The 15,089-nt window shown below is 53.9% G+C and carries 14 protein-coding genes; all 14 read right to left on the bottom strand.

What is annotated here, in order from left to right:
• Positions 1–20: 20 nt before the first annotated feature.
• The 14 genes from CJO09_RS13465 to rlmN all read right to left on the bottom strand — a co-directional run bounded on the left by CJO09_RS13465 (position 21) and on the right by rlmN (position 15,088).
• A complete protein-coding gene (locus tag CJO09_RS13465) occupies positions 21–1,316 on the bottom strand; it encodes an adenylosuccinate synthase (protein ID WP_119442816.1) in 1,296 nt (431 codons plus the stop codon).
• A gap of 99 nt (positions 1,317–1,415) precedes the next feature.
• Positions 1,416–2,579, bottom strand: a complete 1,164-nt coding sequence (locus tag CJO09_RS13460) for an ATP phosphoribosyltransferase regulatory subunit (RefSeq protein WP_119442815.1) — start codon at positions 2,577–2,579, stop codon at positions 1,416–1,418.
• Between the two features lie 169 nt (positions 2,580–2,748).
• Positions 2,749–3,648 (bottom strand): protease modulator HflC, encoded by a 900-nt coding sequence (gene hflC, locus CJO09_RS13455; RefSeq protein WP_119442814.1) that lies wholly within the window; start codon positions 3,646–3,648, stop codon positions 2,749–2,751.
• 12 nt (positions 3,649–3,660) lie between these two features.
• Positions 3,661–5,022 (bottom strand): FtsH protease activity modulator HflK, encoded by a 1,362-nt coding sequence (gene hflK, locus CJO09_RS13450; protein ID WP_119442813.1) that lies wholly within the window; start codon positions 5,020–5,022, stop codon positions 3,661–3,663.
• A complete protein-coding gene (hflX, locus tag CJO09_RS13445) occupies positions 4,997–6,094 on the bottom strand; it encodes a GTPase HflX (RefSeq protein ID WP_119442812.1) in 1,098 nt (365 codons plus the stop codon). The genes hflK and hflX overlap by 26 nt, the downstream gene beginning before the upstream one ends.
• Before the next feature lie 76 nt (positions 6,095–6,170).
• Positions 6,171–6,410, bottom strand: a complete 240-nt coding sequence (gene hfq, locus CJO09_RS13440; RefSeq protein WP_114420882.1) for an RNA chaperone Hfq — start codon at positions 6,408–6,410, stop codon at positions 6,171–6,173.
• Positions 6,411–6,481: 71 nt separating this feature from the next.
• Entirely contained in the window at positions 6,482–7,579 is a 1,098-nt protein-coding gene (hisC, locus tag CJO09_RS13435; protein ID WP_119442811.1) for a histidinol-phosphate transaminase, read from the bottom strand.
• Positions 7,576–9,027 (bottom strand): ribosome biogenesis GTPase Der, encoded by a 1,452-nt coding sequence (gene der, locus CJO09_RS13430; RefSeq protein WP_179950543.1) that lies wholly within the window; start codon positions 9,025–9,027, stop codon positions 7,576–7,578. The genes hisC and der overlap by 4 nt, the downstream gene beginning before the upstream one ends.
• Complete coding sequence (gene bamB, locus CJO09_RS13425; RefSeq protein WP_391523671.1) at positions 9,024–10,184, bottom strand: outer membrane protein assembly factor BamB; 1,161 nt, start codon at positions 10,182–10,184, stop codon at positions 9,024–9,026. Before bamB ends, der begins: the two co-directional genes overlap by 4 nt.
• Position 10,185: 1 nt before the next feature.
• Entirely contained in the window at positions 10,186–10,821 is a 636-nt protein-coding gene (locus tag CJO09_RS13420) for a YfgM family protein (RefSeq protein ID WP_119442809.1), read from the bottom strand.
• 7 nt (positions 10,822–10,828) lie between these two features.
• On the bottom strand, positions 10,829–12,118 hold the full coding sequence (gene hisS / locus CJO09_RS13415) for a histidine--tRNA ligase (RefSeq protein ID WP_119442808.1): 1,290 nt from the start codon (positions 12,116–12,118) through the stop codon (positions 10,829–10,831).
• Positions 12,119–12,152: 34 nt separating this feature from the next.
• The gene (ispG, locus tag CJO09_RS13410) at positions 12,153–13,436 is read right to left on the bottom strand and encodes a flavodoxin-dependent (E)-4-hydroxy-3-methylbut-2-enyl-diphosphate synthase (protein ID WP_119442807.1); all 1,284 of its coding nucleotides are present in this window, start codon (positions 13,434–13,436) and stop codon (positions 12,153–12,155) included.
• 3 nt (positions 13,437–13,439) lie between these two features.
• Complete coding sequence (locus tag CJO09_RS13405) at positions 13,440–13,937, bottom strand: helix-turn-helix domain-containing protein (RefSeq protein WP_119442806.1); 498 nt, start codon at positions 13,935–13,937, stop codon at positions 13,440–13,442.
• Positions 13,934–15,088 carry a dual-specificity RNA methyltransferase RlmN gene (gene rlmN / locus CJO09_RS13400; protein ID WP_119442805.1) on the bottom strand — a complete coding sequence of 385 codons (1,155 nt, stop codon included), beginning with the start codon at positions 15,086–15,088 and terminating at the stop codon, positions 13,934–13,936. Before rlmN ends, CJO09_RS13405 begins: the two co-directional genes overlap by 4 nt.
• Between the last annotated feature and the right edge of the window lies 1 nt (position 15,089).

Genomic DNA, 15,089 nt, shown 5'->3' with positions numbered 1-15,089 from the left:
CCTGTGCGGGTTTAAAGTGATTAGTTTTTGAACGGATGGCGCAGCACAATGGTTTCCATGCGATCAGGACCAGTTGAGACCATGTCGATAGGAACATCGCACACTTGGGCGATACGCTCAAGATAACGACGCGCATTCACAGGAAGTTGGTCGTACTGGGTTACACCCACTGTTGAGTCTTGCCAACCGGCCATTTCTTCTAAAACCGGCTCCGCTTCAGATGCGGCCTGCGCCCCTGGCGGCAAAGCGTCGAGAAACTGGCCCTTGTAGCGATAACCGACCCCGATACGAATGGTTTCCAGGCCGTCCAGGACATCGAGCTTGGTGACACACAAACCCGAAATGCCATTAATCATGACCGACCGTTTCATCGCAGCGCCATCGAACCAACCGCAACGGCGCGGGCGACCGGTGACCGAGCCAAACTCATGCCCGACTTTGGCAAGATGAGCGCCTATGTCGTCGTGCAGCTCTGTCGGGAACGGACCTGAACCCACACGCGTGGTATAAGCTTTTGCAATGCCCAAAACATAATTCAACGACTGCGGCCCGACACCCGCACCTGCGGCAGCTGCACCGGCAATACAATTGCTGCTTGTCACAAAGGGGTACGTGCCATGGTCGATGTCGAGCAAAGCACCCTGCGCCCCTTCAAACAACAAGGTTTGACCGGCTTTTTGAGCCACATGCAAATTGGCGGAAACGTCGGCCACCATGGGTTTGATTTGTTCGCCCAACGCCAGCGCCTGATCGCGCACTTCGTTAACCGAAACGGCCTCAGCGCCCAAATATTGCGTTAGAACGAAGTTATGGTAGTCAAGCGCTTCTTCAAGCTTGGCATCGAATACATCCAAATCATAGAGATCTTGCACGCGAATGGCGCGGCGCGCGACCTTATCTTCGTAAGCCGGCCCAATCCCCCTTCCGGTCGTACCAATTTTTCCGTCACCCTTACGTTTTTCACGGGCCTGATCAATCGCAATATGATAGGGAAGAATCAGCGGGCAGGACCACGAGATTTGCAGGCGCGAACGCACATCGATACCGGCTTCTTCAAGCTCACCGATTTCTTTCAGCAAGGCATCCGGCGACAACACTACCCCATTACCAATGTAGCAGGTCACACCGGCGTGCATAATACCCGAGGGAATCAGGCGCAAAATGGTTTTGGTGCCGTTAATCCATAAAGTATGGCCGGCATTATGCCCACCCTGAAAGCGCACCACGCCATTGGCGGACTCAGCCAGCCAATCAACAATCTTTCCTTTGCCTTCGTCACCCCATTGGGTGCCGATTACCACGATATTCTTGCTCATGTTGCGTAATAAAATAAAAGCCGTGTTGGCTTGAAAATTAAATGATGCGCCGCCTTCGAATCAAACCCGGGCCGGCGCCCTATATTTACTGATTCCTGACTAAACGACCGACTCAACCTGCCACCGGCCATTGGACAGCACCAATTCACGATCGATATTAAATTCGTCGAGTGAGTGCGATTGCCCCGGCAAGACCTGAACCACGATCTCACCTGCTTCGCGTAACTTGCGAATAGCCTGTATCAGCGCTGCATCGGTTCCCCACGGTGCTTGAATGGCAGTCGCCAGAGGAGCCGGCTCTAACCCTGACGACAGCTTACGCAAGTCCAGACTAAAACCCGTTGCCGGGCGAGCCCGACCGAAAGCTTTACCTACGCCGTCATAGCGGCCACCACGCACCACCGCGTTGTGCCAGCCCTGGGCATAAACAGCGAATACCACCCCGGTGTGATACGCATAACCGGTGCCGATATCAGCCAGGTCGACGCTAAAGTCATAGTCGGGTAACGCCTGAATAAGCGTTTGCATGTCGTGTACCGCTTTCTGGATAGCGGGCAATGACGGCAAGCTGCGTAACGCCCGCTCAAGCACCGACACACCACCATACAGGCCCGGCAACGTGAGCAGCGCCTCAACCAAGTCGCCCCGAACTTGCCCGGCCTGTGCACATAACGCTTGAATGCCGGACTGATCTTTTGCTGCCACACATTCCGACAACTCTGCCTCGATTTCAGCCAAGGCGGGGTCGGCCGCCACAATGGCGCGAAAAATACCAGGATGCCCAAGGTCGAGTCGCGGACGCGGCACTCCCGCACGTTGCACGCTTTCAAGTGCCATTTGAATGATCTGGATATCGGCCTCGACACCCTCATGACCAAACACTTCAGCACCAATTTGCAAAAGCTCGCGATCAGACAGAAGATCTGCCGGACGCGCATGCAATACGGTACCGCAGTAGCACAATCGCGTCACGCCGGTGCGATTCAGCAAATGCGCATCTATGCGGGAAACCTGAGGGGTGATATCGGCACGAACCCCTAATGTACGACCCGATAACTGATCAACCAACTTGCATGTGCGCAAGTTTAGATCGGAACCTGAGCCGGACAAAAGAGAGTCAAGATATTCAACGAGCGGTGGCGCCACTAACTCGAAGCCGTGGGAACGGTATAAATCAAGTAATTCGCGGCGCAACTCTTCGATACGACGTGCTTCTGCAGGAAGGATATCTGCCAGATTTTCCGGCAATAACCATTTCGACATTTTTTAGCGCCCTGATGAACCTGGGTATGGCGTTAATCAAACAAAAAGCGACTTGGGGCGTAAGCCCGCCAAGTCGCTTGCGGATGGTAATTCAACTTACGGCGTATTGTAGCGTGTTGAGACCATTTTTCAAAGTGAAGGTGACACTTGGGAAGTAAAGGCAGCCGCCCTAACGGCTGCCCGCTCCTTCTTGGGCTTGTCCACCTTGCGGATTACCCCAGAACCGGAAGAAGTCGGTATCCGGGCTGATCACCAGCGTGTCGTTTTTGTTGGAAAACGCGGACCGATAACTTTCCAAACTACGGTAGAAACTATAGAAGTCGGGATTCTTGCCGTAGGTTTCCGAATAAATTGCTGCGGCATCGGCATCACCTTCACCACGAATATTCTGGGCGTCGGCATAGGCCTTCGCTAAAATTTCTTCACGCTCACGGTCGGCCTGGGCACGAATTCGCTCACTTTCCGCCGAACCAGTTGCACGCAAACGATTGGCCTCTTCTTTACGTTCGGCTTCCATACGGCGATAAACCGATTCCGAAATTTCGGGCGAAAAATCGATGCGGATAAGACGAACGTCAACCACATCAACACCCAACGGCGCCGCGCGACGCGCCACATTAGCCAAAATTTCATCCATGATGTCGCCGCGTTCGCTGGACACCACCTGCTTCACCGTGCGCACGTTCACGGCTGCGTTCAAGGCATCGCGGATTTGCGCGCTAAGGCGTTCTTCGGCTGCTGTTTTATTCAAACCGAAAGTGACGTAGTACTGTCGTGGATCACTGATACGCCATTTGGCATAAGAATCAATAAGCAGATTCTTCTTTTCAGCCGTTTGAATACGCTCAGGGTCTTGCGACTCGATGGTTTGAAGACGTTTATCGAGCCGGACGACGTTTTCAAACGGAGGGGGCAGCTTGAAATACAAACCGGGTTCAGTGATGGTGTCGCGCACTTCACCCAATGCAAAAACCAGCGCGGCATCGCGTTCGCGCACTATGAAAACACAAGAGGAGGCAACGGCCAATAAAATGACCAGACCAACCAGATACGGGAAAAAACGTGGCATGGGGCGGCCTCCTTAGCGTGACGAATACGGACTTGTCAGCAAATTCGACGAATTGCTGTAGGGGCTACCCCCACCAGAGGCGTTACGCCCCCCACTACCGGAAGTACTGCCGGACGAACTGCCACCTCCCTCGGACGACTGGCTGGTAGAACCTGCCGCCATACCAGCCGCAGGATCGGGCGACGCCGTGCTCGAGTTGGAGCGAGAGGCTTGCTGCATAATTTTATCAAGTGGCAAATACAACATATTGCTGGCCGACTGATTGTCGATAAGTATCTTTGATGTGTTTTCAAGTATTGTTTGCATGGTGGCTAAATACATGCGATCGCGGGTGACTTCCGGCGCCTTGGCAAACTCAGTTTCAATTGCGGCGAAACGTGCAGTATCACCCTGCGCCGTACCGATCACTTGCGCGGTATAACCTTGAGCATCGAAAACCATACGATCGGCACGACCGCGAGCCTCGGGAATAATGCGACTGGCGTAGGCGTTTCCTTCGTTAATTAAACGCTCGCGATCTTGACCGGCTTTAACGGCATCATCGAACGCCGCTTGCACTTGCTCCGGCGGCTGGACGTTCTGTATGGCAACAGTACTCACCTGTACACCGGTTTTATAGCGGTCGAGAATGTCCTGAGTAAGCTGCTGAACACTATTGGCAATTTCGGTACGACCGGAATACAAAACGACATCCATAGGCCGCTGGCCGACCACTTCGCGCATGGCGGTTTCGGCAGCCTGACGAACAGAGTCGTCGGGGTCGACTGTTTCAAACAGGTAGTTGGGCGCACCTTCCGGCATGAGGCGATATTGCACTACGTATTGCACATCGACGATATTTTCGTCGGTCGTAAGCATAAGAGATTCGTTCAGCACCTTGTTGCCGACGCTTCCGCGATAACCCACTTCAAAGGTACGCAACTGCGCAATATTTACAGGCTGTGCTTCTTCAATGGGATATGGCATATGCCATTGCAAACCGGGATTCAGTGTTTTCGTGTATTTACCAAATTTGGTCACCACGGCAACCTGCCCTTCCTGCACAATAATAAAGCCGCTGGAAAGCCATAAACCAACCAATACAATGGCGATAAAGACAAACAGTTTTGGAGAACCTTTAGGCAGTTGAACCGGCCCACCACCGTTGCCGCCACCGCCCATGTTGCCACCCCCTCGACGCTTACGGCCAAACAGTGAGCCTATTTTGCCGTTGAAATCACGCCAGACCTCGTCGAGGTCGGGAGGGCCGCCATTATTGCCCTGGTTATTACCGGGGCGATTCTGATTATTGGGCTGCGACGAGTCATTGCCATCGCCTTTACCGCGACCCCAGCCCGGGTCGTTCAAATTAAATATTTTCGACATTAAACGCATTGTTTCCTGCGACTTGACCTGATTCAATGATAGCCTGACGCAGGCCATCAAGACCTGCACGCGTCAGCGCACTAACGAACACTCGCACAATGGTACCATGTTCATCGCGCTCCACCCACGGTTCATAACCGGCTGCATCGATTTTATTGTAGACAAGAACCCGGGGAATTTCGCCAGCCCCAATATCCCCCAGCACTTTATTTACTTCGGCAATTTGCTCATCACGTTGTGGGCTTGCTGCATCGACCACATGCAATAGTAAATCAGCCTGGACAGTCTCTTCCAATGTGGCGCGAAAAGCCGCGATCAATGTTGGAGGCAAATCGCGAATAAACCCAACCGTATCAGACACCACAACCTGCCCAAACCCGTCGATCCAGAGCTTGCGGGTGGTGGTATCGAGCGTGGCAAACAATTGATCGGCCTCGTACGCGCCGGCACGTGTTAAAGCGTTGAATAAGGTGGATTTTCCCGCGTTGGTGTAACCCACCAACGAGACCGACATGGTTCCGCGCCGGGTGCGCGCGCGCCTTTGCGTGTTTCGCTGCTTTTGCGCTTTGGCCAAACGCTCTTTCAGCAACTTGACCTTGGCGCCGATCATGCGCTTGTCCATTTCCAGTTGAGACTCACCGGGGCCACGCATCCCTATACCTCCACGCTGACGCTCAAGGTGGGTCCACATGCGTGTTAGGCGTGTCACCAAATGCTGAAGCTGGGCCAACTCAACCTGCAATTTACCTTCATGGCTTTGCGCACGCAACGCGAAAATATCCAGAATGAGTGCGACACGATCAATGACCCTGCGCTTGAGCGCCCGCTCAATATTGCGCTGTTGTGCCGGCGATAAAGGTTGATCGAACAGAATAATTTCGGCCTCAGTTGAATCGGCCAATAATGCGGCCTCATCAAGTTTGCCTTTGCCAATGAAGTACGCTGCGTCAGGCCGTTGACGGCGGGCAACCAAATGACCCACAATCTCGGCGCCGGCACCTTCGGCAAGCATCACGAACTCATCGGAATGAGCCTGGAAATCCGGGTTGCCCAGATCAACACTGATAATTAAAGATTTCATTCAAACATAAAGAAACGAAAACCCGCCTGCACAGCGTGCATGGCGGGTTTTACTGAGACCAACAGAAACGGCTGACTTATTCGGCAGCAGCGTCATCAACCTGCAAATTAACCGGACGTGCCGGTACAACGGTGGAAATGGCATGCTTGTATACCATTTGCGTGACGGTATTGCGCAGCAGCACCACGTATTGATCGAAAGACTCAACCTGACCTTGCAGTTTGATACCATTTACCAGATAAATGGAAACGGGAACATGTTCCTTACGAAGTGCGTTCAAAAACGGGTCTTGTAATGTTTGCCCTTTGTTGCTCATTGGCTTTACTCCAATTGTGTTGTTATAGAAATACCGCAAGCTGTAACTGTACAGGGTTTTCCCGTAAATCGCTATGCTGACGATGGGTGGGAGGTTGTAATAATTGTTTTCAACGCCTTGCACAGGCGTTCGTTATCGTCGGGTGTTCCCACTGATATACGTAAATACTGATCAATTCGTTCAAGCGGAAAATGCCGCACTAAAATATGATGCTTGCGCAAAGCCCTAAACAACAACGCAGCGTCGTGTTGCGGATGGGTTGCGAAAACGAAATTGGCCGCGCTGGGCAACACCTGAAAACCCAGTTCAGTTAAATTCCGGGTCAAGGTGTCGCGCGCATTGATAACCGCATTGCAGGCTTGGCGAAAGTAATCATCGTCTTGCACCGACGCAATTGCACCAGCCAGCGCCAAAGAATCAAGTGGATAAGAGTTAAAACTGTCTTTGACACGCTCCAGCCCTTCCACGATAGGCGGATTCGCAACAACATAACCCACCCTTAATCCAGCCAGCGCACGCGACTTGGAGAAAGTATGTACGGCCACAATATTGGCGCACTGTTCCAGTAAGGCCACCGATGACTCGGCTCCAAAATCCACATAGGCCTCATCAACCACCACCGGAATATCCGGATTCGCCTTGGCAATACGGGCGATGTCCTGCAATGGCAATGCCCGTCCGGTGGGTGCGTTCGGATTGGCAAAAATAATCCCTGCGACTAAATCCCCATCTGCCCGCGGCAAGTAGTCATTTGGCCGTATAGACAGATCGTCTGAGAGAGGGATCAATTCGGGGGTGATGCCAAACAGTTTGCAATAGCTGCGGTAAAAGCTATAGGTGATATCCGGCATACGCAGCGCCCGACCCTGGCGTCGAAACAAAGCATTGAATAAATGAGCCAATACTTCATCAGACCCGTTCCCGACAAAAATACAATCGGGTGTCACGCCATGATGTTCCGCCAACACTTCACGCAAAGCCGTGGCTTGCGGGTCTGGATATAAACGCAGGCGATTATCGGCGGCCTCCTTGATGGCCGCCAGCGCTTTGGGCGAAGGGCCCCACGGATGCTCGTTGGTATTCAGTTTCAGCAGGTCGGCTACCCGCGGCTGCTCTCCCGGCACATAAGGCGACAAACCGGAAACATGATCACTCCAGAATCGACTCACTTGGCCCCCTGCTGAATATACGGGTTTTGAGACGATTTGAACTCAATGCGTAAAGGCGTACCTTCCAGCTTGAACTCCGTGCGGAAACGCGTTTCCAGATAGCGCCGATAAGAATCAGGAATGGCATCCAGCGCGTTGCCATGAACAATAATAAGCGGTGGATTCTGCCCACCCTGGTGCGCATACCGCATTTTAGGCCGGAAAATGCCTTTGCGCGGGGGGGGCTGTTGCTCGACCGCGGCATGCAAAACTCGCGTAAGGCGCGGCGTGGGCAACTTGGCAAATGCCGCTGCATGGGCTTGCTTTACCGATTTAATCAGCGGTTGAATGCCCCGCCCTTTTAATGCGGAGATGGTATGCACCTTGGCAAACGACAAGAACCGCAATTTACGTTCAAAGTCGCGCTTGATACGGTCGCGGGCGTGATCGTCCAGCCCATCCCACTTGTTAATGGCAATCACCAGCGCCCGACCGGTTTCCAGAATAAAACCGGCGATATGCGCGTCCTGATCGGAAATTTCCGTATGGGCATCCAGCATGAGAACCACCACATTGCATGCCTCAATAGCCTGCAGGGTTTTAATCACGGAAAACTTTTCCACTGCCTGGAACACTTTACCGCGACGCCTCAAACCGGCTGTATCGATTAAGGTATAAGCCGTGCCGTCTTTCTCGAATTCAATTTCTATCGCGTCGCGCGTGGTACCCGGCAAATCGAAAGCGATGACACGCTCTTCACCGATTAAAGTATTGATGAGCGTCGATTTACCCACGTTCGGCCGACCGACAATGGCCAGCTTGATGCGGTGATATTTATCTTTTTCGGTACCGGACTCAGCGACATCTTCAACGACAACATCGACACCGTTGATTTCTTTTTCGTCGGCCTCAGACGTCCAATCGGACGCTTCCTGGCCGCTTTCCTGGCCAGCAACACCGTCATCAAGGAATGAAAGCGCGTTGTCGATCAAGTCGACCACGCCATCGCCATGCGAAGCAGAAATAGGGTACGGTTCACCCAGGCCCAATTCATAGAATTCCGCAGCGGCGGACCCGTGTTTCATGCCTTCGGCTTTGTTTACCGCCAACAAAACACGTTGACCCGCACGGCGCAACAAACGGGCAATTTCGTGATCGTGTGCGTTAATACCCGCCCGAGCATCTACAAGAAAAATAACCACATCGGCCTCGGCAATGGCTTGCTCGGTCTGGCGCGCCATTTCCACCATAATGCCTTCTTTCGCGATTGGCTCAAAGCCACCGGTGTCTACTACCAGATAAGCATGATTGCCCAGGCGGCCTTCACCGTAATGACGATCACGTGTTAAGCCGGCGAAGTCGGCTACGAGCGCAGCACGCGACCGTGTAAGACGGTTGAATAGTGTGGATTTGCCCACATTGGCGCGCCCAACCAGCGCGACAACGGGTTTGAACAACGTGTTTTTCAATTGACACCAACAAGTACGAGATTACCGCCGTCGGTTTGCACCAGCACCCCTCGCGGCGTGCTTACCAACGGCGACACAATAGGTCCACTGCCAACCTGCACACGGCCCAATAAATCGCCATTCACTCGCGATAGGAAATGGATATATCCATCGAGGTCGCCATAGGCAACAGCTTGGGGCACCACTGCCGGACCGGACAGACGCCGATTGCGCAATTGTTCCTGCTTCCAGCGCTCGGTACCATCGTTCAGACTAAAGGCGTAGGCCACGTCGCGCTGGTTAGCCGCATACACTTGCTGGCTGTCTGCCACAATACCCTGGGAAGTCGAGAAACGCTGCTCCCAGATGGGCACACCCCCCTGAGAAACATCGAAACATACAATACGCCCCTGATACGATGCAGCGCAAAGCAAAGGCCCAAGCGCCTGCGGTTTACCCACCACATCGTTGATACGCTCAAGGTCGGTTGCACCGCGCGCCGAAGAGACATTACCTTCCCACTGCACAGCCCCATTACGGGCATCAATCACAATCACGCGACCATTGGGCAGACCGGAGATCACCACGCCCTCGATAATCAGCATTTGCATGCTGGTTTTTAAGGCCAGTGCCGGGCCGGGGCGCTGCAGGCTCCAAAGCAAATCACCTGTGTTGGCGTCAAACGCCTGAATGCGGTAGTCGCTACTACGCACCGCCACGATGCCCTCACCTACCGCCGGTGGAATAAACACCTCGCTGCTTGCCTTGGCGCGCCATTTCTCCTGGCCTTGATCGTTAAAAGCCACGACTGTGCCGTCTGGACCCGCTACCGCTGTGGTCACGCCATCGGAACCCGCACCGGCCGACAGCGGAATATCTGCATCGGCACGCCATTGAACAGCACCACTGCCCAATGCAACTTTAACCACTGAGCCATTGGGCGCCGCCGCGTAGACCGACTCGCCCACCAACTGGGGAACAAAACCGGGGCCGGAACCACTGCCAATGGATACATTCCAGCCGGCTGCTGCTGAAATTTGCGCCGGATACTCGGTGAGAGGGGTGGGCTCGTAACGTGGGTCACTGGGAGAAAACCAGGAGCAACCTGCCAAGACGAACGACGTCATCACGACGCCCGCGCCCTTTTGCCAACGGCGAAAACCTGCTTTGCGCATTATCTTAGTCTCCCAGGGCGTCTATTTTGAGTTCAATAATTTGTACCATGGGGTCATCACCCAAGGTTTCCACTGCACTTTGCCATGCTTGCCTGGCTTCATCCGACTTTCCTTGCGCCGCCAGAATATCGCCACGACGATCGGCATAAAGCGCTGCGAACGCTTCTGGCGGGTTTTCCAATGCTTTCAACGCGGCGTCATATTCCTTTTGTTGTAACAAAACACCAGCCAGACGCAAACGTGCCAACGGCACCAGCGCGGCATCGCCACTTTGTTCAATGACCCAATTCAATTGTTCCGTGGCCCCGGCGTAATCATCACGCTCTTGCAATACACGTGCCGCCACTAATGCGCCTCGCGAGGCATAACCCGATTTGGGAAAATCCTCGCGTAATGTTTCGCTGGCCGCCCGCACACGGGCCAAAGATTCTTCACTTTGTTCATTCGTGGCTGCCGTTTCAAGGGCTTCAAAATAACCCATGGCCTGCTTGGCCTGATTGGTTTCATACCATTGCCAACCACGCCAACCCGCGAACGATGCTGCAATAACAACCAAAACAGTTACGATAAGCGTGCCATAGCGCTCCCACCACTGCCGGATTGCGTCTAGTTTCTCCTGTTCTTCCAGATCGTATGCCATTCTTTCTTTAAACCTTTTGTTTTATTGCGTCTACCAGGCGATTTGCGGGAATCGTTTCCTGTTGAATATCGTTTTCAATTAAATCAGCGCGCAGCCATTTTATGCTGACCTCATTATTCTGGTGTTCTTGCTCACCAATAATGACGGCCACAACCGCTCCACTGGCGTCGGCGCGCTTGAATTGCGACTTAAAACCGCTGGAGCCGGCATGGACAATAACGCGCAAGCCGGCATCGCGCAACTGCTCGGCCAATGTTGCCGACATGCGCTGGGCGGGTTCCGATTGATAAATCATATAAACCTGGCATTCCGGCGTATCAATCGCCGGGCGGCTTTGCGACCACAAGTCAAGCAAACGCTCCATCCCGATCGCAAAACCCACCGCCGGTGTAGGCTTACCCCCCAGCAGTTCAACCAGGCCATCGTATCGGCCGCCACCGCATACGGTGCCTTGAGCCCCAAGTTGGTCGGTAACCCACTCAAACACGGTAAGGTTGTAGTAATCAAGACCACGGACCAGCCTTGGATTCAGAGAATAGGCGATACCCGCGTCGCTCAAACGATCACAAACTCCGTCGAAATGCGCACGAGTCTCGTTACCCAAAAAATCAAATAAACGTGGGGCGCCATTGGCCATTTCCTGCATGGCTGGATTTTTTGTGTCCAGCACACGCAAAGGATTGGTATACATACGACGACGCCCTTCTTCGTCCAACACGTCAACGTGCCGTTCAAGATAAGCCACCAAAGCTTCGCGATGCCGCAGACGTTCGTCCGCCTGCCCCAGCGAATTCAACTCCAGACGCACATCATTCAGCCCCAGCGTTTTCCACAAGCGCCCCAACATCACAATAAGCTCAGCATCCACATCCGGGCCTTTCAAACCCAACGCTTCAACATCAATTTGGTGAAATTGACGATAACGCCCGCGCTGCGGCTTCTCGTGGCGGAAAACCGGCCCCATGGAAAACACGCGTTGTGGTCGGTCGTAGACCAGATTGTGCTCAATCGTGGCACGCACAATACCGGCGGTAAACTCGGGTCGCAGCGTAAGTTTCTCGTCGTTGAGCGCGTCGGTGAAGGAGTACATTTCCTTCTCGACAATATCGGTCACTTCACCGATACCGCGCGCGAACAAACGCGTGTGCTCCAGCACCGGGGTACGAATATTACGATAACCGTATGCCGCCAACCACTCGCGGACGATTTTTTCCAACTGCTCCCACTGCGCACTGCCATCGGGCAATACATCTTTCATGCCCGTAATGGCATGAACCTTCTGAAATGACTGCGACATACCTGCTCTTGTTTTAATTAGACGCAAAGCGCGATCAAGCGCCGGCGCCGTACCGTTGTTCTACGTAATGCTCGACGATGGCCTGGAATTCCTGCGCAATGTGATCACCTTTCAACGTTACAGTGCGTCGACCATCAACATACACCGGAGCGGAAGGTACTTCACCTGTGCCCGGAAGACTGATGCCGATGTCGGCATGCTGGCTTTCGCCCGGCCCGTTTACCACGCATCCCATGACGGCTACATTCATCCTTTCCACGCCAGGATACCGCGTTCGCCATACCGGCATTTGCTCACGCAAATAAGCCTGAATGCTGTCGGCCAGATGCTGGAATACTGTGCTGCTGGTACGGCCACAGCCTGGGCACGCCACCACCATAGGTGTAAACGCGCGCAAACCCATCGTTTGCAAAATTTCCTGAGCAACAACCACTTCCCGGGTACGATCACCCCCTGGCTCAGGCGTAAGCGAGATGCGAATAGTATCGCCAATACCCTGCTGAAGCAAAACCGCCAGGGCAGCCGTGGAAGCCACGATACCTTTGCTACCCATACCCGCCTCAGTTAAACCCAGGTGTAAAGGGTAATCACAACGCGATGCCAGATTCTGATACACGGCAATGAGATCTTGCACATGACTGACTTTGCACGACAACACGATGGCGTTACCAGGCAGGCCCAGCGCTTCAGCCCGCTGCGCATTACTGATGGCTGATACCACCAAAGCCTCACGCATCACTGCCTGGGCACTCCAGGGTTCACGGCGACGACTGTTTTCATCCATCATTCGGGCCATAAGTGTGCTGTCTAGGCTACCCCAATTGACTCCGATGCGAACAGGTTTGTTGTAGCGGCATGCCACTTCAATCATCTGGGCAAAATTGTCTTCACGCCGATTGCCCGCACCCATATTGCCCGGATTAATTCGATATTTCGATAAAGCCTGGGCGCATTCGGGGAATTGGGTTAGCAGCTTATGGCCGTTGTAATGGAAGTCACCCACCAACGGCGTATCAATGCCCATGCGATCGAGTTGTTGCCGAATGGCGGGAACCTCGCGGGCGGCGTCCGGTGTATTAACCGTAATACGGACAACTTCGGAACCTGCTTGCGCCAGTTCTTTCACCTGAATGGCAGTCGCAATGGCGTCGGCCGTGTCGGTGTTTGTCATTGACTGCACCACAATCGGTGCACTCCCACCCACATTCACTACGTTATTGCCCCACTGCACGCTGACTTGCCGGGTATTTCGACGCGGAGCCGGCCCAACGGCAAGGGGCGCGTCGGCGCAGGGCGGCAAAGAGGAGGGTTGATTCATGAATTACAGAGACTTAAACCACTCAAACGCCAGCCACGATTCGGGAACCCAGCCTTGATCAACGGCGTAAAAGCCGGCTACCACAAGCAACGCCACGATAATCAGGAACCAACCCCAAGGAAAGCCCCCCCCTTCCGCCTGCGACGGCAGGTCGGTTGGGGTGAACGCGGCCCCACCTTTTGCCGGCTCTATTGCAGAACGCGGCGGCGTTGCAGATGCAACCTGGCTTTCCAGCATCACCAACATGGCATCTACATCGGCCTCGAGAAAACGAGCATAGTTCTTGACCAAGCCACGCAAAGGCACACCCGTAGGCAGAATATCCCACTCTTCGTTCTCAAGCGCCTGAATCTGGCGCGTTGAAAACTTGATTCGGCCGGAAGCTTCGGACAGCGTAATACGTTTGGACTGACGCAGCGTTTTGAATGCCGAACCAATGCCTTCACGCAGCGGTATAACGGACGCGGATTCAGCGTCTTCTTTAAGCAGAGGTTGAGTCATGCATGCTCCTCTTTCATGAGAATGGTTGCACGATGGGGCAGCCTTTCGTTAATACGTGTTCTGTCTTTTACATCGCCGGCCAACTGACCGCAGGCCGCAGCGATATCATCGCCACGGGTTTTACGAACGGTTGTAACCAAACCCGCGTCGATTAAACGCTGGGCAAACAAACGGACCCGAGTGGCCGGCGAACGCTTCAGGCCCGATTGCGGAAAAGGATTGAACGGAATCAAATTGAACTTGCAACGTACCTGACGCGCAATATCAATAAGCTCCTGGGCGTGCTGGTCGGTATCGTTTACACCGTCGAGCATAATGTATTCAAAGGTGATGAAATCCCGCGGTGCGTATTCCAGATAACGATTGCAGGCATCCAGGAGTTCCGACAACGGGTGCTTGCGGTTCAACGGTACAAGTTTATCGCGCAAAGCATCGTTGGGCGCGTGCAATGATACCGCCAACGCAACCGGGCAATCCTTGGCCAGGCGATCCATAAACGGCACCACACCCGACGTACTAACAGTAACGCGACGGCGTGACAGGCCATAGGCGTTGTCGTCTAACATTAAGTGAAGGGCGCCTACGACCTGGTCGTAGTTCAGCAGCGGCTCGCCCATGCCCATCATGACCACATTGGTAATTACGCGGTCAGCCGGATTTTTGGCCTCATCTGAACTACGAGCGGCATCGCGCTCGGCCTCAAGCTCACGTTTGGCATGCCAGAGTTGGCCGATAATTTCAGCAGTGCTTAAGTTACGGTTGAACCCTTGATAACCCGTGGAACAAAACGGGCAACCCACGGTGCAACCCGCCTGGCTTGAAATGCATAAGGTACCGCGGTCGTCTTCAGGAATGAAAACCGTTTCCACGGCATTACCCTGGCCAACGTCGAACAGCCACTTGCGTGTACCGTCGGATGAACACTGGCGGGTTTGCACCAGCGGCGCACCGATACGGCAATGTTGCGATAGCTGTTCACGGAAACTACGGGCCAGGTCAGACATGTTGTCGAACGAGCCGGCCCCGCGCTGGTGCACCCAGCGCATAAGTTGACGGGCACGGAACGGCTTGCCGCCCCACTGCGCGACCAGCGCAGTCAGTTCGGCGGGGCCCATACCCAAAACGTCGATCGGTTCGTTCGGTTCTGTCATA

The organism is Neopusillimonas maritima, assembly GCF_003576595.1.
Taxonomy (GTDB): Bacteria; Pseudomonadota; Gammaproteobacteria; order Burkholderiales; family Burkholderiaceae_B; genus Neopusillimonas; species Neopusillimonas maritima.
Note: the sequence above shows the minus strand (reverse complement) of the source record. Positions and strands in the feature narration are given on the sequence as shown.

Excerpts from the sequence above, each read along its gene's own strand:
- hflX (WP_119442812.1), bottom strand. The coding sequence starts at position 6,094 with ATGAAATCTTTAATTATCAGTGTTGATCTGGGCAACCCGGATTTCCAG.
- CJO09_RS13465 (WP_119442816.1), bottom strand. The coding sequence starts at position 1,316 with ATGAGCAAGAATATCGTGGTAATCGGCACCCAATGGGGTGACGAAGGC.
- rlmN (WP_119442805.1), bottom strand. The coding sequence starts at position 15,088 with ATGACAGAACCGAACGAACCGATCGACGTTTTGGGTATGGGCCCCGCC.
- ispG (WP_119442807.1), bottom strand. The coding sequence starts at position 13,436 with ATGAATCAACCCTCCTCTTTGCCGCCCTGCGCCGACGCGCCCCTTGCC.
- CJO09_RS13405 (WP_119442806.1), bottom strand. The coding sequence starts at position 13,937 with ATGACTCAACCTCTGCTTAAAGAAGACGCTGAATCCGCGTCCGTTATA.
- hfq (WP_114420882.1), bottom strand. The coding sequence starts at position 6,410 with ATGAGCAACAAAGGGCAAACATTACAAGACCCGTTTTTGAACGCACTT.
- CJO09_RS13460 (WP_119442815.1), bottom strand. The coding sequence starts at position 2,579 with ATGTCGAAATGGTTATTGCCGGAAAATCTGGCAGATATCCTTCCTGCA.
- hflK (WP_119442813.1), bottom strand. The coding sequence starts at position 5,022 with ATGCGTTTAATGTCGAAAATATTTAATTTGAACGACCCGGGCTGGGGT.
- CJO09_RS13420 (WP_119442809.1), bottom strand. The coding sequence starts at position 10,821 with ATGGCATACGATCTGGAAGAACAGGAGAAACTAGACGCAATCCGGCAG.
- hisS (WP_119442808.1), bottom strand. The coding sequence starts at position 12,118 with ATGTCGCAGTCATTTCAGAAGGTTCATGCCATTACGGGCATGAAAGAT.
- hflC (WP_119442814.1), bottom strand. The coding sequence starts at position 3,648 with ATGCCACGTTTTTTCCCGTATCTGGTTGGTCTGGTCATTTTATTGGCC.